Source organism: Acinetobacter sp. TYF_19 (genome assembly GCF_043105125.1).
Lineage (GTDB): Bacteria > Pseudomonadota > Gammaproteobacteria > Pseudomonadales > Moraxellaceae > Acinetobacter > Acinetobacter johnsonii.
Genome location: NZ_JBICLH010000013.1, coordinates 59,890 through 84,609 on the forward strand (window position 1 = coordinate 59,890; position 24,720 = coordinate 84,609).

21 protein-coding genes are annotated in these 24,720 nt (G+C 42.5%); 8 read left to right on the forward strand and 13 right to left on the reverse strand.

The annotated features are described in order from the left end of the window. Positions 1–40 precede the first annotated feature (40 nt). Complete coding sequence (yihA, locus tag ACF8FD_RS00845) at positions 41–901, forward strand: ribosome biogenesis GTP-binding protein YihA/YsxC (protein ID WP_234304459.1); 861 nt, start codon at positions 41–43, stop codon at positions 899–901. Between the two features lie 140 nt (positions 902–1,041). Then, positions 1,042–1,986 carry a metal-dependent hydrolase gene (locus ACF8FD_RS00850; protein WP_279678741.1) on the forward strand — a complete coding sequence of 315 codons (945 nt, stop codon included), beginning with the start codon at positions 1,042–1,044 and terminating at the stop codon, positions 1,984–1,986. Positions 1,987–2,040: 54 nt separating this feature from the next. Here the strand turns inward: ACF8FD_RS00850 and ACF8FD_RS00855 are convergent, their stop codons facing one another. Beyond that, positions 2,041–3,300 carry a dicarboxylate/amino acid:cation symporter gene (locus ACF8FD_RS00855; RefSeq protein WP_234304457.1) on the reverse strand — a complete coding sequence of 420 codons (1,260 nt, stop codon included), beginning with the start codon at positions 3,298–3,300 and terminating at the stop codon, positions 2,041–2,043. Between the two features lie 230 nt (positions 3,301–3,530). After that, a complete protein-coding gene (locus ACF8FD_RS00860; RefSeq protein WP_126035184.1) occupies positions 3,531–4,403 on the reverse strand; it encodes an acyl-CoA thioesterase II in 873 nt (290 codons plus the stop codon). 291 nt (positions 4,404–4,694) lie between these two features. Here ACF8FD_RS00860 and plsB point away from each other — a divergent pair, with 291 nt between their 5' ends. The 3 genes from plsB (at position 4,695) to ACF8FD_RS00875 (ending at position 9,476) form a co-directional block, all read left to right on the forward strand. Next, on the forward strand, positions 4,695–7,268 hold the full coding sequence (gene plsB, locus ACF8FD_RS00865) for a glycerol-3-phosphate 1-O-acyltransferase PlsB (protein ID WP_234304456.1): 2,574 nt from the start codon (positions 4,695–4,697) through the stop codon (positions 7,266–7,268). A 188-nt stretch (positions 7,269–7,456) separates the two neighbouring features. Further along, positions 7,457–8,785, forward strand: coding sequence for an AAA family ATPase (locus tag ACF8FD_RS00870; protein ID WP_234304455.1), 1,329 nt, complete (start codon positions 7,457–7,459; stop codon positions 8,783–8,785). After that, positions 8,769–9,476, forward strand: coding sequence for a hypothetical protein (locus ACF8FD_RS00875; protein WP_234304454.1), 708 nt, complete (start codon positions 8,769–8,771; stop codon positions 9,474–9,476). The genes ACF8FD_RS00870 and ACF8FD_RS00875 overlap by 17 nt, the downstream gene beginning before the upstream one ends. Before the next feature lie 180 nt (positions 9,477–9,656). Here the strand turns inward: ACF8FD_RS00875 and ACF8FD_RS00880 are convergent, their stop codons facing one another. After that, the gene (locus tag ACF8FD_RS00880) at positions 9,657–10,472 is read right to left on the reverse strand and encodes an NAD-dependent epimerase/dehydratase family protein (RefSeq protein WP_392452861.1); all 816 of its coding nucleotides are present in this window, start codon (positions 10,470–10,472) and stop codon (positions 9,657–9,659) included. A 33-nt stretch (positions 10,473–10,505) separates the two neighbouring features. Between ACF8FD_RS00880 and recG the strand changes: the two genes are divergently transcribed. Further along, complete coding sequence (recG, locus tag ACF8FD_RS00885) at positions 10,506–12,551, forward strand: ATP-dependent DNA helicase RecG (protein ID WP_317454956.1); 2,046 nt, start codon at positions 10,506–10,508, stop codon at positions 12,549–12,551. Then, positions 12,538–13,185, forward strand: coding sequence for a phosphoribosyltransferase family protein (locus ACF8FD_RS00890; RefSeq protein WP_317454957.1), 648 nt, complete (start codon positions 12,538–12,540; stop codon positions 13,183–13,185). The genes recG and ACF8FD_RS00890 overlap by 14 nt, the downstream gene beginning before the upstream one ends. On the opposite strand, the gene ACF8FD_RS00895 is transcribed toward ACF8FD_RS00890, so the two are convergent. Together ACF8FD_RS00895 and ACF8FD_RS00900 are read right to left on the reverse strand one after the other, a co-directional pair. Then, a complete protein-coding gene (locus ACF8FD_RS00895; protein WP_178895964.1) occupies positions 13,186–13,590 on the reverse strand; it encodes an NUDIX domain-containing protein in 405 nt (134 codons plus the stop codon). Beyond that, on the reverse strand, positions 13,587–14,186 hold the full coding sequence (locus ACF8FD_RS00900; protein ID WP_004691359.1) for a TIGR00730 family Rossman fold protein: 600 nt from the start codon (positions 14,184–14,186) through the stop codon (positions 13,587–13,589). The genes ACF8FD_RS00895 and ACF8FD_RS00900 overlap by 4 nt, the downstream gene beginning before the upstream one ends. 152 nt (positions 14,187–14,338) lie before the next feature. Between ACF8FD_RS00900 and ACF8FD_RS00905 the strand changes: the two genes are divergently transcribed. After that, complete coding sequence (locus ACF8FD_RS00905) at positions 14,339–15,352, forward strand: CorA family divalent cation transporter (RefSeq protein WP_004691361.1); 1,014 nt, start codon at positions 14,339–14,341, stop codon at positions 15,350–15,352. An 81-nt stretch (positions 15,353–15,433) separates the two neighbouring features. On the opposite strand, the gene ACF8FD_RS00910 is transcribed toward ACF8FD_RS00905, so the two are convergent. The 8 genes from ACF8FD_RS00910 to dxs form a co-directional block, all read right to left on the reverse strand. After that, positions 15,434–15,721 carry a lipid asymmetry maintenance protein MlaB gene (locus ACF8FD_RS00910; RefSeq protein WP_004691363.1) on the reverse strand — a complete coding sequence of 96 codons (288 nt, stop codon included), beginning with the start codon at positions 15,719–15,721 and terminating at the stop codon, positions 15,434–15,436. An 11-nt stretch (positions 15,722–15,732) separates the two neighbouring features. Beyond that, a complete protein-coding gene (locus ACF8FD_RS00915; RefSeq protein ID WP_004691364.1) occupies positions 15,733–16,368 on the reverse strand; it encodes a phospholipid-binding protein MlaC in 636 nt (211 codons plus the stop codon). A 20-nt stretch (positions 16,369–16,388) separates the two neighbouring features. Continuing rightward, on the reverse strand, positions 16,389–17,063 hold the full coding sequence (locus ACF8FD_RS00920) for an outer membrane lipid asymmetry maintenance protein MlaD (protein ID WP_234304448.1): 675 nt from the start codon (positions 17,061–17,063) through the stop codon (positions 16,389–16,391). After that, positions 17,063–17,842, reverse strand: a complete 780-nt coding sequence (mlaE, locus tag ACF8FD_RS00925; RefSeq protein WP_004691368.1) for a lipid asymmetry maintenance ABC transporter permease subunit MlaE — start codon at positions 17,840–17,842, stop codon at positions 17,063–17,065. Before mlaE ends, ACF8FD_RS00920 begins: the two co-directional genes overlap by 1 nt. Continuing rightward, a complete protein-coding gene (locus ACF8FD_RS00930; protein WP_234304447.1) occupies positions 17,839–18,657 on the reverse strand; it encodes an ABC transporter ATP-binding protein in 819 nt (272 codons plus the stop codon). The genes mlaE and ACF8FD_RS00930 overlap by 4 nt, the downstream gene beginning before the upstream one ends. A gap of 402 nt (positions 18,658–19,059) precedes the next feature. Beyond that, entirely contained in the window at positions 19,060–20,982 is a 1,923-nt protein-coding gene (locus ACF8FD_RS00935) for a DEAD/DEAH box helicase (protein ID WP_234304446.1), read from the reverse strand. 746 nt (positions 20,983–21,728) lie between these two features. Continuing rightward, positions 21,729–22,559, reverse strand: coding sequence for an inositol monophosphatase family protein (locus ACF8FD_RS00940; protein ID WP_004691373.1), 831 nt, complete (start codon positions 22,557–22,559; stop codon positions 21,729–21,731). A gap of 116 nt (positions 22,560–22,675) precedes the next feature. Beyond that, a complete protein-coding gene (gene dxs / locus ACF8FD_RS00945) occupies positions 22,676–24,577 on the reverse strand; it encodes a 1-deoxy-D-xylulose-5-phosphate synthase (protein WP_234304445.1) in 1,902 nt (633 codons plus the stop codon). Between the last annotated feature and the right edge of the window lie 143 nt (positions 24,578–24,720).

The window sequence follows — 24,720 nt, forward strand, 5'->3', positions numbered from 1 at the left end:
TTATAATGGCTGATTGTAGATCATAAATTGAAGTTGAGTTATGCACCACAGCCGAGGAAAATCCAAAAACAGTAAAATTGCTGCTGCCCCAAAGCAAAAAATTAGCTATGAAAAAAAGGTAGATTCTGCAGTTACTGAATATGCTGTGCGCGCTCTCAACTGGCTGCGTAAAGCAGAGTTTTTAATGAGTGCTCCGAAGCTCAACCTGTGTGTAGAAGATACAGGTTATGAAATTGCCTTTGCCGGTCGTTCAAATGCAGGTAAGTCTAGTGCGATCAACGCCTTAACCAACCAAAAGCAATTGGCTCGTGCCTCGAAAAGACCGGGTCGTACGCAGATGATTAACTTTTTCAGTCTGGGTAATCCTGACCAACGTCTCGTCGACTTACCCGGTTATGGTTATGCAGCCGTGCCTGAAGCGATGAAAATCGTGTGGCAAAAAGAGTTAGAAAATTACCTGATTCAGCGTAAAAGCTTACAAGGTTTAGTGTTGTTGATGGATATTCGTCATCCGCTACAGCACTTTGACGTGATGATGTTGGAATGGGCGTATTCACGTAAATTGTTTGTGCATGTGCTACTGACCAAGTCCGATAAACTCAACCGTGGCCCTGCTTCTAAAGCATTGCAAGAAGTGAAAGCCCAATTGAAAAAGATGAAACTGGATTTCTCAATTCAATTGTTCTCTTCTCTCAATAAACAAGGTCTAGAAGAACTGGCGAGTGTGATGGGCGGACGACTGAATTTTACTTTAGATCAAGCTCAACACTTTGACTTAAACAGCATTCCAGATGCGACAGCCGATGAGCTGGATGCAGACGAATTCGATGAAGATCCTGAAGCCGCTATGGATCTTGACGATGAAGACGATGTGGAAACCAAACCACAGTCTGAGGCTTAAGTTTTAAACGCCAACCTATAAAAGCATCATCTATTGCTGTATCTGTGTCCCCTATTGCTAATCGCAATCGGGGACTTTTTTTTATACTGACTTTATTCAGCTCGTGAAAAAGTTCAACACATATAAAAATAGGTCAGCATATGAAATTATGGTCTCGATTGAAAAAAAACAAAACTCGTTCCTCTATTGCCTACACCATTAAGCCTCGCAAAGTTAAATTTGAGTGGCAAGACAGTCCGATTGATTGGATTCCCAACCACCCTTTTGCCAGCTATTTCATCAATGAAATTAATATGATCCTGCCCGCAGGTGAGTTCTGGTTCTGCCGCCTCTATAACAAAGTCTTACCGCAAATTAGCGATGAAAAGCTGAAGCAAGATGTACAAGCCTTTATCCGCCAAGAAGCCATGCATGCGCAGGCACACAACTCAGCCAATAAAGAGTATCTCAGCCAAAGAAATATTGATGTCTCCCGTAATCTAGCGTTGATGGATTTCTTATTTGGAAAATTACTGGCCGATAAACCACTTGATCTCACTGTGCCCAAAGCACTTGAGCACCAGTGGGATCTGTTTCGACTCGGTATTATTGCCACGGTGGAACACATGACCTGTGTCCTTGGAAAATATGCACTGGACAACACCGAATGGGAGAAAATGGGCGCTGACCCTGCGATGTTAGACTTGATCAAATGGCACGGTGCAGAAGAAATTGAACACCGTACCGTCGCATTTGATTTGTACCGACATTTAGGCGGTGGCTACATTGCGCGCTATTATTTGAGTCTGGTGGTGATTGCTGCCGTGCTGGGTTTATGGGTCGATGGTGCAGCCCATATTATGAAACAAGATGACCGTTTTAAGTCGATTCAACCCAGTCTGTTTAAACCTTGGATTTGGCGTGAGTGGCTGTCTATTTCTAAACGGAATCATCAAGTTTTACCAAGTCCACTCTGGTTAATCTCACAGCAATTTGGCTATTTGGTACCATGGTATGACCCTGTACACGAAGCCAAAACAGAAGATGCGATTGCCTACTTAGACCAATCCCCAGCGGCTAAACGTGCCATGCTCAAAGTCGCTTAAATCCTAAAATAAAAAAAGCAGCTATTAAGCTGCTTTTTTATTTTAGAGCAAAACTTAAGACGGATTCGATAAATTGGGCAAAGGTGCATCCAGATCCTTGGTATGTCGATCCACCACCACACTAATCATCATGTCACCTTGTACATTCACCACAGTACGCACGGTATCCAGTAAGCGATCAATAGGTAATAAAATCGCAATCGCTTCAGCAGGAAGCCCTACAGACTGCAATACCATAATCATGGTGACCATGCCTGCACTCGGAATCCCTGGAGCACCTAAAGAGGCAATCATCGCCGTCAGACACACCACCAACTGCTGACTCAAAGTCAAATCTAACCCCATCAAGTTGGCAATAAACAAAGCTGCCGCCGCCTCATACAGCGCAGTACCATCCATATTGAGCTGCGTCCCCAACGGAATCACAAAGCCCGCTGTTTGCGGACGTACACCAAGATTTTCTTGCGCACACTTGAGAGATAAAGGCATGGTCGCCGAGCTTGAACTGGTGGCAAAAGCCGTAATTAACGCCACACGTGTACCTTTAAAAAAGGTCATCGGATTCATCTTGCCAAAAATCCACAGCAATAGCGGTAAAACCACCAGACCATGAAAAATGGTGGTGCCCGTTACCACAGCCGCAAACTCAGCCAAACGGCTCAATACCGAAATGTCTTCAGTGGCAATCAACTTAGCAAGTAAGGCAAAAATTCCTAGCGGGGCTAGCTTCATCACCCAACCAATCATCAACATCATGATGTCAAAGAACTGTTGACTTAGCTTACGCACGGTACGGAATTTTTCGCCGCCTTTAACCAGTGCCACACCTATGAATAATGCAAAAACCACCACCGCTAAAACATTGCCTTCGGCAAAAGCTTTGAACGGGTTAATCAGCGTATTTTGAATAAAGTTGGTGAAGAACGAAGATGGCGTGAGCGTATCTGGAGTTTGATGAGCGGCCATGGCGTCTTGGAACATGGCGATATCGACACCTTTGCCAACTTCAAATAAATGCGCGCAGCTTAAACCCAATATCAAGGCCAAAGTCGTGGTGGTGACACAACATGCCAGCGTAATTTTCCAAACACAGGAGAGCTGTCCACCCGCTTGCAAGTTTGATACCCCCACCACAATTGAGCTAAAAATGAGGGGAATCAAGAGCATTTTTAACAGACCAATAAAAACACTGCTGACCACCCCGATTCCATACAAACTCATCTCTAAAAAAGCGGTACCCGGGAAAAGATTGAGAATAAATCCGAAGATGACCCCGAAGATCGCGGCAATTAGAATTTGCGTGTTTAAGCTCATAGCTTCATGCTTTTCAAAGATTTCTTTGGGAAACTATGCCATGTGAACAGGTGAGAATCGAGCATTTTTTTGTCACAAGTACTGCACATTTCCCCATATACCTTTCCCAAAAAGATGAGACCATTACAATTGAAGCTCAACGCCTAGCTCAGCTCTGACCACCTTTCAATCATAAAATCAGTCATAAAAAAAGCTGAGTGATATCACTCAGCTTTTTCTGTACTTAGGCTTTATTGGGCTTCGATTTCACGGAGCCGAATCAAACCTTCTTGCGTAGTACTACACACCAACTCACCGTTTTGCCACATTCGTCCAAAGTTTAAACCACGTGAACTGGCACTGACTGTAGCATCCATGTCATACAGCATCCAGTCATCCACGCGAAACGGCTTATGGAAATACATAGCATGGTCGATACTCGCACACTGCAAACTTGGCGAAAGATAACTTAAACCATGCGGGCGCAGTGCCGTGGTCATTAAAGTGAAATCTGAATAGAATGCCGCAATTGCTTGATGCAACGAAATATCATCCACCTCTGCTGCAATGCGGTCATGTGTGCGAATATAGTGCGCATACACAGGTGCTTCAGGCTGCGGTTGATACGGGTTCTGTGGATTGATGGGACGAATTTCCACATGACGATCCCGCATGAAACTTGCACGCACATTTTCAGGCACAAATTCCACCATCATTTTTTTCAGTTCAGCCTCAGACTTTAACGACTCGGGTGTTGGATACTCAGGCTCACCGATTTGATAATTCAGGCCTTCTTCATTGTCAGCAAAAGACACCATGCACATAAAGATGGTTTTACCGTGCTGAATAGCGCGCACTTGGCGACTGACAAAACTACGACCATCACGAATTCGATCAACTTCATAGATAATTGGTGCGTTCACATCGCCACCAAATAAAAAGTATGCATGTAAAGAATGAGCTGGACGATCCGTCGTATATGACGCCGCACGTAGGGCCTGACCTAAGACTTGTCCGCCAAAAACACGCTTCCCAACCAAATTACGGCTTTGTCCACGAAAGATATTTTCCTCAATTTTTTCGAGGCTCAGTAATTCAACCAACTCTTGGGTTAAGGCATTCATAAGCAACCTACTTAATGGTGAGAGACCAGATTTTTCTGTAAAGTGATGAGGTATGATATCGATATTAAAATCTATTTTGCCATAAATTCAGACTAAAACCCTATAGATTGCTTGACTGAGTTGTCATAAGTTTTTTTCGTTATTTCCGACTAAAAATACGATTTTTAACGATAAAATTCACCATATAAAACAAATTTGTCAGGAAATGACATACGGTTTATGTTTACAATTACGCAAAATAAATACCCCTTCAGACAAACTGCGGGATTGGTCATTTAAGCAGGAGTGTATATGTCCAAAAGTGGCTTTGGTCAAATGTATAGAAAGCTTTCAAGTAAGCTTCTTGACCTCATAGTAACCCCACATGTATTGGGTGAGGTTCCAACAGAACCGACAGCAACAGATGCTGACCCAGCAGCTTCAGGCCATCCCAAAAAAATTGTCTGTTATGTGCTTCAAAATCACTCACGCAGTAATGCGCTGTTGGTGGATGGCGAAACACGTCGTTTAAAGCTTGCTCCTGCACTAGATCCCTTGGTCGTGGGGACGCATCAAGAAAAAGCATCGATCGTGTTTTTACAGCATAACGATGAAAATAATTTACTTAACCCTTCACCACACACCTTTCCACCGCGCCTGTTACGCCTAGTTGAAGCTTTAGAACAACAACCCGATTTAGACGTAGAGCTGGTGCCTGTGACGGTACTATGGGGACGTTCACCAGACAAAGAAGACTCTTGGTTTAAATTGTTATTTACCGACACTTGGGCAACGCCAAGTACGGTGAAGCAGCTGATGAATATCGGTTTACATGGTCGTCAGTCATTTTTAGAGTTTCATGAAAGTCAGTCTTTACGTGCTTTGGTCGACTTTGCAAAAACCACCTATCCAAATTTATCGCCTGCAACCTACATTCTAAATACCTTAAATAATCAGCTTGATGCACACCGTGAAGCAGTACTCGGCCCTGACCTTTCAGATCGCCGCAACGTGATGCACTCACTGATTAAATCGAATGACGTACAAGAAGCCATTCGCCGCGAAAGTATTCGCGGCAAAATTAGCATGTTGGACGCAGAACGTCGTGCCATTGGTTATGTCAATGAAATCGTATCGGATTACTCACATTCAACCATCCGTTTTGCGGAAATGGCGCTGGCACGGTTATGGACCCAGCTCTATGACGGGGTTGAAGTCCATAACTTCAATACGGTTCGTGAGTTGGCTAAAGACTACGAAATTGTGTATACCCCATGCCACCGTAGCCATATCGACTACTTACTGCTGTCTTATGTGGTGTATAACCGTGGTTTGATGGTGCCTTATATTGCTGCGGGCGATAACCTGAATATGCCATTTGTTGGGCAAATTTTACGTGGTGGGGGTGCATTTTTTATTCGCCGTACTTTCCGCGGTAACGCGCTCTACACTTCGGTCTTTAAAGAATACCTATACAGCATTTTGTCGCGCAACACGCCTTTAGAATACTTTATCGAAGGTGGTCGTTCACGTACAGGTCGTCTACTACCACCAAAGACAGGTATGTTAGCCATGACCGTGCACAGTCACTTGCGTGGTCGTGCCAAACCGATTGTCTTTGTTCCGACCTATATTGGCTATGAACGCTTGATGGAAGGTGCAACCTACGTCGGTGAGATGAACGGTAAACCCAAAGAAGCCGAGTCTGTCTTTGGGATTCTGCAAACTTTACGCAAAATTGAACGTATTTTCGGGAAAGTCCATCTCAACTTTGGTGAGCCCGTTTTCCTCGATGACATGTTGAAAAAGCATGGCGCTGAGAATGTGCAAATTGCTAAAAATGATGATCCTATTCCGCAAGAAGTCTCTGATGCAGTTAACAGTTCTGCACATGCTATTTTAGAAAATATTAACCGTGCGGCTGTGGTGAATCCTGTTTCATTACTGTCTTTGGTTCTATTGGCCACTGAGAAACATACGCTGGATGAAGAAATTTGTATTAAACAGCTCGATACCTATCGTAAGTTGTTGACGACACTTCCTTATGATGAGCGCCTTTTGGTCACACCATTATCAGGTAAAGAAATCATTGCCTATGGTTTAAAGCTGAAACTAATCAAACGCGTCAATCACGTACTCGGTGACATTATTGCAATTGCGGACAATCAAGCGGTACTGCTGACCTACTTCCGTAATAATATTTTGCATGCCTTTGTCTTGCCATCTCTTGTTGCCGCTTTAGTTGAACACAATGGAACCATTGGCCGTGGTGATTTAATCAATGTAATTCGCACGCTATATCCATTCTTAAAAGCTGAATTGTTCTTAAAATGGGAAGATGCTGAGCTCAAAGATCAAATCTGCGCTTATGTAGATGGTTTGATTCAAGCCAAACTGATTTCTGAAGATGCCGAAGGCCACTTGATTTCTCCTGCTCCAAACAGTGAAGATCATAACCAATTGGTGGTATTGGCAGCGCCAGTAATGCAAAGTCTCGAACGTTACTATATGACGCTTGCGCTGATTACACAGCGTGGTTCTGGGAATATTTCAGCGCGTCAAGTTGAAGAACTCAGTCATTTGGTCGGTCAGCGTCTATCTGTCCTATATGAGTTCAATTCACCTGAATTCTTTGATAAAGCCCTGTTCCAAAGCTTTATTAAAGTGCTGACGCAACAGGGTTATATCAGCACCAACTCGGACAACGCGATTGTGTTTGATGAGAACTTCCAAAACGTTGCGCAATATGCAAACTTGGTACTAGATGATGTCACGCTACAAATGTTGCAACACATCACCACTTTCAGCGATGAAGAACTGAAAGACACGCTAGACAAAGTGGCTGCTGAACAAGCGAAGAAGCGTTTGAAACGTAAGAAGAAATAATTTCTTTTTTAGATGTATAGGTATCTACCAAATGTAGGTGCCTGTGCTGTAAAAAATTAAAATCTATTTCGCATAAGAGATTTTATGTTAAATGGTAGTTTTTAAAACAATTAGAAGTATCTTTTTAGGTTTTTAAATATAAACTAATATCAATGTTATCCATCAGATTCAAAGGTTCTCAAGAATTTATGAAATTTATTATTCGAAATATAGGAACTATTGGTAGTGCTGAAATTGAATTAAACAATTTAACAGTAATTTCTGGTGAAAATAATTCAGGAAAAACAACAATATCCAAGATAGCATATGCTGTTGGGCAGGCTTCGTCATCCTTCCCTATAGATTATAAAAGGCATCAATATAATGAGTTTAGAAAACTATATGATGAAATCGCATTTAATTTAACTAGGCTATTAAGGAATTCTGAAGAAGTTAAACAATACGATTCTTATCAAAAACTTATGTCAGTATTACTAGATATTAGACGTAGTTCTGAAGTTACAGAGTTTGACCTATCAATAACAAAAGAATTAGTTATCGAAATAGAAAGCTATCTTGAAGGAAAAGATGAGGTAAGCCCTAATTATTTTAAAAGAATATATTCGATTTTAGATAAATTGCATAATCTTTATGATGAGTATAATTATAATGACCCAATAGATAAATTTATATTTAGAGCTCTAAAAAATGAGTTTATAAATGAACTTTTAAATAAAAGAAATGGGGCAAAAGAGGCTTATTTATCTCTTGAAATGGATGATTTCAAAGTATTTGAAATTACATTTAATAATAAGGAAATTTTGAGTTTTAATTCAGAACAAAATAAATTACCAATTAAAGATTCAACTTTGATTGAAGGACCATATATATTTCAATTAGCTTCTATTATTCATGATATCTCTATTAGGGATTCTATCTCTAGAAGATCCACAAAAATAAATCCTAAAATTCCATATCATGTTTTGGATTTATGCTCAAAGTTAGATGGAAGTAGAGGAATTGATAATATAAATGATAAATCAGATTGGCGTATAGAGACCAAAGATTTTTATGATGGTTCTATTGATTATAAACTAGAGACAAATAATTTTGAGTTAAATGAAAATGAATTAATTTTTAATGTAAATAACGTTTCATCAGGTATGAAATCTATCGCAATATTAGATTTACTATGCAAAGGATACTTTATTAATAGTGAGTCAATACTGATCGTGGATGAACCTGAAACCAACTTACACCCACAATGGCAAAATCTTTACGCTAAGTTTTTGATAAAACTAGCAAATCAAGGGACTCGCATACTTGTTAACACACATAGCCCATATATGCTTGAATCATTAAAAATTTATAGTGACAAAAGTGACAAATCATTAGGTGCTAAATTTTACTTTTCACATAAATGCGAAAATATCATAAAAATTGAAGATACAAACGGCAATATTGTACCTATTATTGATGCTTTATCAGCTCCACTTTACTCATTAATGGAAGAGTTAGAAGATGTCGATAACTTCTAATGAATTAAATTTGCTTTCTGAATTAGAGAAAAAATATATATCATCTATTTCTGATATCACTGATATTTCTACAAATACTACAGGTAATAAAAAGTTTATTGAAATGAATTTCAATTCACTTCATTTCGATAAGGTTCCAGCTTTTTATTCAGATAGTTATGAAAATAAAGAATGTAGTTCTGCTGATACATTGATATATAGTTATCATAATGATTCTTTATATTTAATTGAATTTAAAGAGGGGTGGCCAAGACATAAAGATAAAACAGATTCAAATAGTGATATCCGTTTGAAATGTTATGATTCGATTTCAAAATTGTGCTTATTTTGGGTAAATATATTAGGAAAATCTAGGAGAGATTTTTTTGATTTAAAAATTAATTATTGTTTGATTACTAGACCTAAAAATGGAAATCTTCATCATAGTGCTGTAAATGCTTTAAATAGTACAAGACAAGCCTTTCAGCTAAAGATGTTAGAAAATACTCTTGTGGATCAAACAAGAATTCTAGTAACACCAAATGCAATATATAAGCTGTTATCGAGAGTAACTGGTGTTAATAATATGGCTTATGTTAAGAGCGATGGTTCAAAGTTAATATCGATTAAACTCCCTTTGAGTAAATATGCATTTAACCCAAGCTTGATGGAAATTAGCAATAAAAAATTATTTTATATGCTTAATAATTAAGTGTAACTTAAATTAACATAATGCAAGTTATACGCAATAAACTTATTTTTGTGTTATAAATCAAATTGATAGATTCTGCATCAGCCCAATATTTCCACATTGGGCTTTTTCATCATTTTCCACATTCAACAGCTATTATCTCAGCTATGTTTCACATTTTTCATTAGTGCAATTAGAAAATTATTTTGACTCACGCTCTGCTAACAACGCCAAATAATCATCAAAACAATGTGGATGCTGTAATTCAAAATTCATCTGCTGCATCCGCGTAGCATGAATTTGTTTGCCTGATGACACAGCACTTTCCAAAATCAAAACTGGCAGTCCTAACTGCTGTTGAAACCATTGAATAATTTCATGTAAAGGCAATGGTTGGCTATTGCTGCAAATGTAAGACTTTTCGGTATGTTCCACGTGAAGCAAGTGCGCTAGAAAAGCAACCAAATCATCAATATGAATTCGGTTCGACCATTGCAGTTTTGGATAAGACTTTGTAGTTTCTGCAAGTTTAATCATCCGACTAACTGAGGTTCCATAAATGCCTGTTGGACGAACAATCACACATTCAGAGGGATAAGCCTGTTGCCACAAAGTTTCCATGTTCAATAGCACCCGCCCTTGCGCATCGCTCGGCTGGGGACAAGTATCATCATCAACTCGCTCCCCTGCACTTTCACCATAAACACGTGTGGAAGAAACCACGATCACTTTTTTTAAAGGATGACTTTCTAAGGCATGTAGCATGGGTGCAATCGAGTCTACAAAAGTTCGCTGATACGCCTCCACCGTACTGCTCTCAGGCGAGAGTAAGACATATACCGCATCAATCGGTGCGACTTGAGACAAATCCAGCTGATGAATATCTTGAATCAAATGCTCAGCCCAATCATCTGATTTCGGACTTCGGCTAATTGTGGTAATTTGGTGGCCTTGCTGAAATAACTGTTTAGCAACACGCTGAGATGTTTTACCATAACCTATAAATAAAATATGCATTTAGCACCAAATCACAGACAAAGTTGAGGGGACATGGCTGCAGTCCATCAGTTGCAGGGGGTCGGAGCTGCCTCTGCTGCACTACTTGAAAAGTTGAATCTCTTCACTACAGATGATCTATTGTTTCATCTGCCACGAGACTATGAAGATCGTAGCACGATCATACCGATGAACCAATTAACGGTTGGGCGTAGCTACCTACTCGAAGGAACGATTCAAGGCGTGGACTTTCCGCCGGGTAAACGTAAATCGATGGCGATTGGACTGCAAGATGACTTTGGCAAAGTGACTTTGCGCTTTTACCATATTTATAAAGGCTTAACGGACCGTGCAAAGATCGGTAATCGTCTACGCATTTTTGGTGAAGTCCGTGTGGGTGCGCGTGGCTTGGAAATGTATCATCCCGAAATTCAACTTATTACAGAACATACGCCGCTTCCACAAACCCAACTGACTGCGATTTACCCCAGCACAGAAGGTCTGACTCAGCCTAAATTTCGTGAATACATCAAACAGGCTTTAGCCAAGCACAGTGATGATTTACCTGAACTGCTACCTGCAAAATTTACCAATAGCTATGCACTTAAACAGGCGTTGGATTACATCCATCATCCTCCTGTAGATGCCAATATGCTGCAACTGAGCCAAGGCTCACACCCTGCCCAGCAACGTTTGATTTTTGAAGAGTTGGTTGCGCATCAGGTCAGTCTATTAAGCCGTCGCGCCTATATCCAACAGATTGAAGCACCACGTATTTCTGCCAGTCGTCAGTTTGCCAAACAACTGCTCAGCAGCCTACCTTTTGAAATGACCAATGCACAAAAGCGTGTCTCCAAAGAAATAGTACAAGACTTAAAACTCAATAAACCAATGTTACGTTTGGTTCAAGGCGATGTCGGCGCAGGCAAAACCTTGGTCGCTGGAGTCGCAGCCTGCCATGCTTTAGAAGAAGGTTGGCAAGTGGCGTTAATGGCACCGACTGAAATATTGGCGGAACAACACTATCTCAATTTTAAAAAATGGTTTGAGCCTTTGGGACTCAGTGTGTCTTGGCTTTCAGGCAAACAAAAAGGCAAAGCCCGTGCCGCAGCCGAACAAGCCATAGTTGATGGCACAGCGCATCTGGTGGTGGGTACACACGCCCTGTTTCAAGACAATGTCCGCTTTGCCAAACTTGGATTAGTAATTATTGATGAGCAGCACCGCTTCGGGGTCGATCAGCGTTTAGCCCTCCGCAATAAAGGCGCGCAGGATATGACCCCACATCAATTGGTGATGACCGCAACCCCTATTCCACGAACTTTAGCCATGTCCGCCTATGGAGACTTGGACACGTCCGTAATCGATGAACTTCCACCCGGACGAACGCCAATTCAAACCGTGACCATTCCACTCGACCGCCGTGAAGAAGTCTTACAGCGTATTGCCAGCAACTGTCTAGAAGGTAAACAAGCTTACTGGGTCTGTACCTTGGTTGAAGAGTCTGAAACCTTAGATGCGCAAGCTGCTGAAGCGACCTATTTAGAAATTAAAGACCGTTTCCCCGAGCTCAACATTGGTCTTGTACATGGCAAAATGAAAGCCGACGAAAAACAAGCAGTGATGCAACAGTTTAAAGCCAATGAATTACAACTCTTGATTGCGACCACAGTGATTGAAGTGGGAGTCGATGTACCAAATGCCTCGATCATGGTGATTGAAAATGCGGAACGTTTAGGACTATCTCAATTACACCAATTACGTGGCCGTGTTGGTAGAGGCGCCAAGGCCAGCTTTTGCGCCCTGCTATATAAAAGCCCGCTGTCTCAAAATGGACAAGAACGCCTACGCATCATGCGTGAAACCAATGATGGCTTTTTAATTGCCGAAAAAGATTTGGAAATCCGCGGTCCCGGTGAATTGCTCGGTACCAAACAAACGGGTGATATGGGCTTTCGCGTAGCCAAACTGGAGCGTGATGATCATTTGCTCAATCAAGCACATTATGTCGCAGCGCAGATTTTAAAAGACTATCCTAGAAATGCTGAAGCCTTACTGAAACGCTGGCTACCTGAAGCACCACGCTATGCCTATGTTTAGTCATCTTCTGCACGCCGCCAAACAGTTGCTACACAAAGCACAGCCTTGTCAGTTGTGTGGCATTGTACGCGCAGATCTGCATTCGGTCTGTCTGGACTGCTGGCAACAACTCCCACTGCATCCACAGACCGTTGAAAAACAAGAGCTGAGTATTCATGTCGCAGGACAGTATCAATATCCTTTAGATCATCTGATTCAGCAGTTCAAATATGAACAGCAACTGCATTGGCAGCCTCTACTGTCAGGCATTCTTCAGCAAATTCGCTTACCTAAAGTACAAGCAATTGTTCCGATGCCGATTTCGACTCAGCGTTTAGCGGAACGTGGCTATAACCAATCAATGATTCTCGCCAAAGACTTAGCCAAGCAGTTCAATGTTCCCATTTGGCAGCCTGTGATACGACTGCATCAACATTCGCAAAAAGGACTCAGTCGACTGGAACGCTTAGATCAAATTCATCAACAGTTTAAAATCGATCCACAGCAACGTCAGTACGCAAAACGCTACCGACGTGTTTTGATTTTGGATGATGTCGTGACCACAGGCAGCTCGATTCAGGCACTGACTTTACAGCTTGAACAATTGGGTTGTCATAAAGTCAGCGCCGCGTGTATTGCCTATGCACTTGAATAATTAGACTACGTCAATCAGCAAATGTTCACGTACCCATGGCATGACCACCTCAGTGGTTAGCGGTGCAAGTGCAGTCTGCTGGTCATTCAAACTGACCCATTTCATTTCTGCGATTTCAGCCGCAATTTGTGGCGCTTGCTGAAGCTGAACATGGTAAACATAGCTCACCAATTTAAAATCAGGTTCATTGGCGGTGGCTGTTTCAAAACGACCAACAAACTGTTCAATCGTCGCATCACTTCCAATTTCCTCCCGAATCTCACGCAGCATGGTTTGCTCAGGTGTTTCATTGGGCTCAAGCTTGCCGCCCACTTGCATAAAACACGCAGTGTTCTGCTTACGCACCAATAAAAGCTGCTGCTGTTCATTCACAATAATAGCCGCAGCGACCGTAATCACCTTCATGCTTTGACATCCAACAACTCAGGATCAACCATGCCCCACTTCGGTTCAGGTGCTTGGAACTGATCCATCTGCTTTAAAATGGCTTTCACCGAATCCGATACAATCAGGCTGTCGGTAAAGCGCGCATGGGTAAAGCCTTTGTCGGTGGTCATCTTTAGGAATTTAAGTAAATCATCATAAAAGCCATTTACATTTAAAAAGGCATTCGGCTTGAGGTGAATGCCGAGCTGCGCCCACGTCCATTGTTCAAAAATTTCTTCTAAAGTCCCTGCGCCGCCAGGCATTGCAATAAATCCATCCGACAAGGCTGACATTTTCAGTTTACGCTCTTGCATGTCTTTGACGACATGTAACTCGGTCAGGCCTTGATGTGCCAACTCACGATCCACCAGCACGTGTGGAATCACGCCAATCACTTGACCACCTGCCTCTAAAGCACTGTCAGCCACAATACCCATTAAGCCCGAACGGCCACCACCATAGACCAAGGTTTTGCCTTGTTCTGCAATGGCATGTCCAACCTGACGTGCTGTTTCGGAAAAAATTTGATCTGAACCTAATGCAGAACCACAAAAGATCGCAATTGAATTTGTCATTTTTTACTCTGATATTTAATTGTCATGCAACTTCACTAAAATGAATGGATATTTTTTAGCAATTTAACCATTCGATCAGTGTTTTTATTGCAATCCTTGTCTAAAATACACCCATCCACTTCAACCATTACTGCGCAAAGGAGAAAGACGGCATGCTTGAAGCCTTTTACGCCACAGAGCGCGGTAGCTTAGAAGACATCACCATTAATGGCGATTTCGATCTTCAGCCCGATTTGGTCTGGCTTGACCTCATTGCTCCCTCCCAAGAAGAACAACAGTGGATTTTAGATGCATATGAACAAAATTTACCTACGCTAAAATCACTCGAAGACATTTCATCTTCAGCTCGATTCTACCGTGATGACGACGGTATTTTGCATATCAGTACGTATTTTTTAACGAAAAATAAAAACTATCAAGTCGATGGTGAGCCTGAAGAAAGCAGCGGTGCCCTTGCCACGGTACAAACTGTCGCTTTCATTTTACATAAAGAACGTCTCTTTACCCTTCGCGGGGAAAAACTGGTAGCGTTCCGTGCCTTTCGTGCGCGTGCGCGCCGCAATGACTATGAAATCGACTATAAAGATCCAACGTGGATCTTACTCGGTTTACTCGAGGCTAAGCTGGACGAGCTTGCGGATATCTTAGAAGATATCCACAAGGACTTGGAAAAGTATTCCACAGAAGTACTGAATAACCGTCACCGCGAGATGATTCTCGACTTAGATGACATGATTACCCGTCTGGCACACTTGGAAGATATGCTTGGAAAAGCACAGCTGTGTTTGATTGACTTACGCCGTGTACTGACCTTTTTATCACGCCCGCGTGCTTTAGGTAGTCATATTTATGATGCGGATATTCGAGAGCTCAGTGAAGACGTTCGCTCACTGGTTGAGCATGATGCCTTCTTGTTCCAAAAAGTGCGATTCTTACTGGACACGACCTCAGGCTTCATTAACACCGAGCAGAATGACACGATTCGTCGCTTCTCTATCTTACCCAGTATGCTCGCGCCGCCAATGCTGATTGCCAGTATTTACGGTATGAACACCGATGTATTGCCTTTTGCCAAAGGTGGCACCAGTTTTATTGTCGTGAGCCTAATCTTAATGGCCTTCCTGATTGGCCCGCTCATTTACTTCCGCTGGAAAAAATGGATTTGAATACACGTTAAAACACTGCTTTTCCTCATAGATTTAAGAAATGCAACATATAAAAAAAGCACCTTAGGGTGCTTTTTTTATTTAAGGGATTAACTTGAGGTCATCCTGTAAATGACAGGCTTGAATCACCTTCATCATTTTTTCAGGTACAGCTTTAAAATGTAAACTATGTGCATCGGGTGTTTGACGTAACCAACGCACCAATACTGCCAGTGCTAATGTACTACCATGCTCAAGCTGGGCCAGATTCACCACCACAGGATAAGACTGTGACTGAATCACCTTCAGACCTTGTTGATAGTAGCTTTCAGCATTGTCATATGTAATCTGACCTGAAAGCTGCATTTCCTGATTGCTAAAGTTAATCACCTTTCACCTACTTATTTTTTCTTTTCAACCGCTGCTTCTGCATCAGGTTGGAAATTTGCAATCGCTTTATCTAGGTCACCGCCATTACGTTTAACCGTTGCCGCGAACTGATTACGGAACTGTAAACCAAGGTCGATACCCGACACATTGATATTACGGATTTTCCATTGGTTGCCTTTATCCGCCAACTGGAAAGACACTGGGATTTTTTCGCCTTTGTTATTAAAGTCGATCGTCACCACAGGGTTTTTGCTATTGGTTTCTTTATACGGACGGATGGTATATGTCTGATTGCTGAACTTGGCAAATGCAGTACCGTAGTTTTCAATCAGTGTTTCACGGAAATTATTTTCAAACTTCGCGCGTTGTGCAGCTGTACTGTACTGATTGGTTGCATAAGTCCCCATCACAATACGAGAAAACGCTTGTGAATCCACATAGGGGTCTAAGTTTTGACGAACAATCGTTTTCACAGCAGCTGGGTTGTTTTGTAGCTTGGCATGATCCGCTTTTAAACGCGCAATCAAACCATCTGCCACTTTTTTAACAAAAGCAGGTGGTGCTTCACTTGGTGCTGCAAAAGCAGTACCTGCAAACATTGTAGTTAAAATGCTAGCTGTCAGTGTTTGTTTCAATAAAGTATTCACTACAATTGGTCCTCTTCAAATCATTCAACAAATGACACGTTGGCATCTGCTGTTTCAGCGGTTTCAGGTTGCTCAGTTGTTGCTGAAGCATCTTTCGATTTACCTGCACCACCGGTAATAAATTTAGTAATTAAGTCTTCTAGGTCCATTGTGCCTTGGGTATTGCCAATGCTTTCACCACGTTTTACGTAGTTCAAACCGCCCCCTGGAACAATTTTCAAGTACTTCTCACCTAGCAGACCATTGGTTGCCACCATAATATAAGCATCTTCATCAATGCTGGTGATGGACTTCATGTTCGCAATAAGTTGCTTTTCCATTTCTTTTTGTTGCGCAGCATCCGCAGCGGTATAGTCGCTACTGTAACGAAGCTCTTCAAGTGCATTCCTTTCAACTTCTTTGAGTTGTGCTGCATTAAAGGTCGTTAATTTACCATCCAAAGAAAAAGAAACCGTCGCTAAACGTGTCACAGGGTCTAAACTAATTTGATCAACTTGACCAATTTTTACCCCACTCATCGTCACTTTCGCACGTGGTTTTAAACCATTTACGTTATCGAAGGTTGCACTCATTTCATAGCGATCACTGAGATTTGATCCCACCAAGCCACTTACTCGCATCGCAATAAAAAACAAAGCGATACCGAATAAAATGACAAATATGCCGACTGCCAGCTCACTTGCACGTGATTTCATTAAACACCTCCAAACATGACCGCAGTCAACACAAAATCAAAACCTAAAACACAGAGCGATGAATACACCACAGTGCGTGTGGTTGATGTCGCAATACCTTCAGATGTCGGTTCACAGGCATAGCCTTGATACACCGCAATCCATGTACAAATTAAAGCAAAAACAAAACTTTTAATGATGGTGCCATTCAGGACATCTTTATAGAACTCTACGCTACTTTGAATGCCACTCCAGTAAGAGCCTTCATCTGCACCTAAGAAGTCCACACCCACCATTTTACCGCCCATAATCCCCACCGCAGCGAAGATGACAGACAACATCGGCAAACTAAAAATACCCGCCCAAAGTCGCGGTGAGATTACTCGTTTAAGTGGATCAACCCCGATCATTTCCATACTGGACAGCTGCTCTGTGGCTTTCATTAAGCCAATCTCAGCCGTCAATGCAGAACCCGCACGACCTGCAAACAGCAATGCTGCAACCACAGGTGCTAACTCACGAAGTAAGGTCAAAGCAACCGCTGTACCCAGCATCGCTTCACTACCAAAGGTCACCAAGATGCTATACATCTGTAAGCCCAGTACAGCACCAATAAATAGCCCTGACACCACAATAATGAGCAGCGATAACACCCCAACACGGTACATTTGGTAAACAAATAACCGAACACCTAAAGCTGTTGGCATCGAAAATAAAATTTGTAATAACATCAGGCTGGCAACACCAATGCCGCGAACCCGTTCAATCACGCGTCGACCTAAGAGTGCTATCGCATTCATGCTTGCACCTCAGTATTTAGATATGCCTTATGGCTAAATTGATAATCGACAGGCCCTTCAACTGCACCTGTTAAAAACTGTTTAACAAACGGAGAGGCATTCGCCTGTAACTGTTCAGGCGTGCCTTCACCTTGCACCTTACCTTCAGCAACAACATATATATAGTCTGCAATCGATAAGGTTTCAGCCACGTCATGTGAGACAATAATTGTTGTTAAATCAAGAGCTTCTCTCAATGATCGAATTAGACGTGTGAGTACACCCTTCACAATTGGATCCTGTCCTGCAAATGGCTCATCGTACATGATCAGCTCAGGATCCAGTGCAATTGCACGTGCCAAAGCCACACGACGGTTCATCCCGCCTGAGAGCTCAGAAGGCATCATCTGTTCTGCACCACGTAAGCCGACAGACTCTAGTTTTAAAGATATGATTTCTGACAGTAAATGCTCAGGCAGCTTGGTATGTGCTCTTATCGGAAAGGCCACATTTTCATATACCGACATATCGGTAAACAATGCGCCACTTTGAAAAAGCATGCCCATACGCGCACGCGCAGCGAATAAATCTTTGCGTGACATTTTCGCAATATTTTGCCTATCAAAAAGCACTTCACCTTGGTCAGGGGTCAATTGACCGCCAATTAAACGCAGTAAAGTGGTTTTACCTGTACCCGATGGTCCCATAATGCCCGTAATTTGACCCTGTCGAATTTTTAAATTGACCTGATCATAAATGACACGTTCCCCTCGCTTAAAACTCAGATCTTTGACCTCAATGAGGGCTTGAGCAGTCAGAGGCGCTTGATTATTCATAGCTGTGCGTTTTCCTGCATTTTTTCAGCATGCATACTATAAAGGATTAAAAAACGATATGTTAGCGTATTCCGTGTCTAATTTTGTGCACGAATTGATTTCAGTTGGTTGTATTTATATTTATTTGAACGGCGAAAACAAGCTACATAAGATGAATTGCTTCATCCATAACGACTATAGACAAAGAAAAGAATGTTGCAAATCAGCAAAAAGAGTCCGAGATAATGTGCCATATTGACCTCTTTCACGTCAGAGAGTGTGGCGATTGATTCAACCTCATTATTGTGCATCATTATTATCAATACAATTAAAATATGACTCAGTATACATTTTAATTTATTTTTTTACAGCCGTAGACAAAAAAAAACCAGTGTTTCCACTGGTTTTTTTATTCATTCAGACTTAGTCGTTAAACTTACGACGTGGGCGGTCAAAACCACCTTCAGTACGTGGACGATCTGAATTAAATTCACGCTTCGGACGGTCTTCGCCACCAAAAGTACGCTTAGGACGGTCTTCACCACCGAAAGTACGTTTTGGACGGTCATCACCAAAAGAACGTTGTGGACGGTCGCCAAAACCACCTTCACGACGTGGCGCTGGACGATCACCAAAATCACGTTTTGGACGGTCACCAAAAGAACCTTCACGACGTGGTTTGTAGTCTACACGGTTACCGCGGTTGTCATCATTCGAGTCAAAACGTGGCTTATCGTTGAAACCGCCTTCGCGACGTGGACGATCAGAGTTGAATTCACGCTTTGGACGATCATCAAAAGAACGTTGCGGACGATCACCGAAACCGCCTTCACGACGTGGCGCTGGACGATCACCAAAATCACGTTTTGGACGGTCATCAAAAGAACGTTGTGGACGATCACCAAAACCGCCTTCACGACGTGGACGATCATTATTAAACTCACGACGTGGACGATCTTCACCACCAAATGATGGACGATCACCACGAGGTTTGTCATCGTAGCTACGACGTGGACGGTCATCACCACCTTCACGACGTTTAAAGTTAGACTCACCTTCGAAACGAGCACGACCGCCGCCATCGCGACCACCGAAACCACCGCGACCACGACCGCCGCCATCACGACCACGACCATCACGACCACGACCGCTGCCATCACGACTACCGCGTGCAGGAGGTGGAGATGGCTCAAGGCCTTCAATTTCAGATACATTCAAACGCGCATCTAAGAAATCTTCTAAAGCACGGATTTTACCGCGTTCACGGTAAGTTGCTAAAGTGATTGCTTTACCAGTACGACCCGCACGACCTGTACGACCAATACGGTGTACATAGTCTTCGTTCTTCATTGGAAGACCGAAGTTGATTACGTGTGAAATGGTTGGTACGTCAAGACCACGTGCAGCAACGTCGGTTGCAACTAAAATTTTTGCACGACCTTCACGGATGCTACGTAAACGACGGTTACGCACAGTTTGTGGCATAGCACCATGAAGTGCTACAACTGATAAACCTGCTTCAGCAAGTTCTTCAGCCAACATATCGGTGTCTTCTTGAGTAGAAGCGAATACAACAGCTTGATCAAGATCTTCAGCACTTAACCAATGCGTTAGTAATTTTTTCTTGTGCTCAAAGCCATCAGTCCAGTGTAAAGTCTGAGTGATGTCAGTATTCGTAGAGTGACCAGTTTCGATTGCAATACGTTGTGGATCATTCATCATGCGTTCAGCAAGTGTAATGATACGACCAGCAAATGTTGCAGAGAACATTAAAGTCTGTTTACGGTTTGCAGCAAGATCACTGATTGCTTCTAAGTCTTCAGAGAAACCTAGATCAAGCATACGGTCTGCTTCGTCAACAATAAGCGCATCAACTTGGTCTAATTTAATTTGACGACGGTTTACAAGGTCAAGTAAACGACCTGGAGTCGCAACAACAACTTGCGCACCTTTTAACTGTTGGATTTGCTTACCAAACGGCATACCACCCATGATCGCTGCAATACGTGCACCTTTCATGTGACGGACAAACCCAATCGCGTCTTGGCTTACTTGCTGCGCCAACTCACGAGTTGGGCAAAGAACCAAAATATTTGGTTGAGTAATTGCTTTCATACGTTCTTTGAACGGAACGAAAGTCTCTTGGGCTGCAAGTGCGTTTAACGTTGGAAGTAAGAACGCTGCAGTTTTACCTGAACCTGTTTGGCTAGATACTAAAAGGTCTTTACCTTCTAAAGCTGCAGGAATCGATTGTTCCTGTACAGGCGTAGGAGAAGTAAAACCTAAGCTTTGTAAAGCTTGTTGTAACGATTCATGTAAAGGAAAATCAGCAAAAGTTTTGCTCATAGAGTATTTCACCCGAAAAATGGGTGCTCCATTAAATATATGGTCTGATGGACATCGGCAAAAAGCGGCACAGCAATAATCGCTGAAAATATAGAATCAGCGGCGATCCGAGAACGACGATGCGTATAACGCACATTTGATTACAGCCGCAACCTGAAGGAATCGCTTAAGCGATTGGGTGGGGCGCGAAATAATGTCCTCTCTTTGGACCGGACGCGCATACACAATGATAGAAGAGAATGTTCAGGTAATGAACGAAATTTAGTGCGTGGGCGGAGTATAGCAGGATATTTTTAAAAGTCACCTCTTTTCGTGAAATTGATACAATATTTTCCTCAAAGATTGAATAAATGCAGGTTTTCACTTTAATTTTTTTGACCATCTAGAAAAATATTGAATAGCGTTCTACGTTCTATCTCTCAACTATCAGCCATAAAACGCAATTAATTGTACTAGCTCTCTAATGTTGCCGTGATTTGATGGTATCTGACCTGTAATAAACATTACACACAGCAAGCTTAAATAGGTGTCTATACGCTGGCTAATTTTAACCCTCTTTATTTCTGAGATAGAGTGATCTTCATTAAGAGGTGATCAGAATCTGGCACAGCCTATGTTTTACAATTGAATAGAAGTCAAAGCCATAAAATAAATCACTACAAAGCTTTTACTTTTTTCATGTCTCATCAAAGAAAAAGCCCTCTTATGAGGGCTTTTTCAATGTCTTAAACACGATCTGCATACTATTACTTAGCAGCTTCACCCCAAGCAGGTACAACTGCTTTCATCAGAGGTTTCAACATTTTCATAGAACATGCCAGTACTTGACCATTTTCCATAGATTCGCTACCACCACGTGCATCAACCACTGTGCCGCCCGCTTCTTTCACGATCAACTCACCAGCTGCGATATCCCAAGGCTTTAAACCGAGTTCGAAGTACGCGTCGAAACGACCTGCTGCAACATACGCCAAATCTAATGCTGCAGAACCTGTACGACGGTATTGCGCGCCAGCTTCAGTCACATTTAACAATGAATCAAAATGATTTTTTGCATAAGAAATCACTTCACCATTACGTTTTGCACGGTAAGCATGACCCACAGACATGAATGTATTTTCAAGGCTGTCTTTCACATTTACACGAATACGGCGTTGGTTCATCATGGCACCACGACCACGACTTGCAGAGAACAACTCATCTTTCACAGGGTCGTAAATTACGCCGTGTTGAGTAATGCCTTTATGTTGAACTGCAATAGAGATACAGAAGTGAGGAACACCGTTAATGAAGTTTAGAGTGCCATCAAGTGGGTCGATGATCCAACACCAATCTGCGTCGTGACCTTTACCTTCTTGAAAACCAAACTCTTCACCAAGGAAGCTGTGATTTTTATAGCTTTTACGTAGGGTATCGATAGCCAATTGTTCCAAATAACGGTCTACACGCGTTACAGGACCATCAATTCCTTTTTCTTCGACTTGTAGATCGAGCTTATGACGATTTTGATGCGCTTTTAAAAGCTCTTGACCGACTAATTGAGCCGCACGCGCAGCCATCACCACCATAGGTTCCATTGAACACCCACTACAATTTGAAGATATTGATAAAGAATAATGCATAAAAGCCCGCGCATCTTATCAAAGATCGGGGCTTTTAGGGAAAAAATGTTTCTAAAATTTAAAAACGACGCTTAAACCATATGTACAAGTTTCGACCATGCCTGGCGCACCGAACTTTCAATGCCTTCTGCATCTAGTCCTGCCTGATTCAACATTTGCGCATGAGTCGCTTGATGCATGAATGTATCCGCTAATCCGAGATTTAACATCGGTTTCACGATTTGAGCTTGTGCCAAATACTCATTGACCGCACTGCCCGCACCCGCCATCACCGCATGTTCTTCAACCGTAACAAATAAAGCCGTTGATGGTGCTAAAGTCGCTATCATCTTTTCATCAAGCGGTTTAACAAAGCGCATATTCACCACACGAACTGCTAAATCTTGCTCAGCCAATTTCTGTGCTGCCTCTACTGCGGCCTGAACACGACTACCAAAGGCAAGAATGCTAATAACGTCGTCTTGGGCATCATTAAAGCTCGCTACAATTTCAGCCTGACCAATTTCCATCAGGATCATCTGTTGTTGAATTTCAACACCCAAACCATTGCCACGCGGGTAACGCACTGCGGCAGGACCATTGTATAAATAAGCCGTATGCAACATTTGACGACATTCATTTTCGTCTTTAGGCGCCATAATCACCAAATTCGGTACGGTGCGCATAAAGGCATAGTCATAGGCCCCAGCATGAGTCGGCCCATCTTCACCCACTAAACCTGCACGGTCGATACCAAAGGTAACATCTAGATTTTGCAGGGCCACATCATGAATCAATTGATCATAGCCGCGCTGCAAGAAGGTCGAGTAAATGGCCACCACAGGTTTTAAGCCTTCACATGCCATACCCGCCGCCAAAGTTACAGCATGCTGTTCTGCAATCGCAACATCAAAAAAGCGCTGTGGATACTGTTTAGCAAAACCTACCATACCTGAGCCTTCGCACATGGCAGGGGTAATCGCCAGTAAGCGCTCATCTTGCGCGGCTTCATCACATAACCATTGACCAAAGACATCTGAATATTTAGGCGCTGTTTGTGGAGCAGACTTTGCATTTATTTTTGTAATCGCGTGATATTTAATTTGGTCAGCTTCAGCAGGTGCAAAGCCTTTGCCTTTTTTGGTATAAACATGAATTAAACGTGGCCCTTTACGTTTTTTCAATGCGGTAAAGACTTGTGTCAACTGCTCAACATCGTGCCCATCAAAAGGCCCAAAGTAATCAAAACCAATCGCTTTAAAAACGTTATCGGCCGCATCTGTCGCTGCGCTATGTAAGCGTGAGTTATAGGTCCATTCAGGATGTGGCTGCACATAAGCTTCACCATCTGCTGAAATATTAATGGACTGACCACTTTCCCAAATCGAAGCCAAATGTTTAGCAAAACCACCTGTGCTGCATGAAATCGACATATCATTGTCATTCAACACCACCATCAGGTCCGCATCATGCGCGACTGCATCGTTCATAGCTTCAAAGGCCATACCTGCTGTCATCGCCCCATCGCCAATAATCGCGACCACTTCACATGGATTGTTTTGATAACGACGTGCCAGCGCCATACCTAGACCTGCTGAAATCGCAGTCGAAGAATGTCCGACTCCAAAGGTATCAAATACCGATTCATCACGCGCAGGAAAGGCAGCTAAACCATCTTTGGCACGAATCGTGGTGAGCTGTTCACGACGCCCAGTCAAAGCTTTATGCGGATAGGCTTGATGACCAACATCCCAAATTAAGCGGTCATTCGGCGTGTTAAAGCAATAATGTAATGCCACGGTGAGCTCGACTACACCGAGGTTTGCACCAAAGTGTCCCCCACTTTGTCCTGCGGCATACAGAATAAATTGACGTAGCTCGTCTGCCACTTGTGCTAATTGACTTTGCTCAAGCGAGCGAAGTTGTTGAGGATGATCAATCGTATCCAACAACGGTGTTACAGGGCGATGAGCTGGTATTTCTGTATACAACATAATATGGCAAAGCCTTCTAAAGCCTGGCAAATCTAGCTAGGTCAAATGGGTAATTCGATCATATCGTCGAATGCTATCACCTTCAATCAGCCATATTTCTAGCGATGCAGTTTTGAGCAGTGCTCTCACTGGGTGTTCGTTTA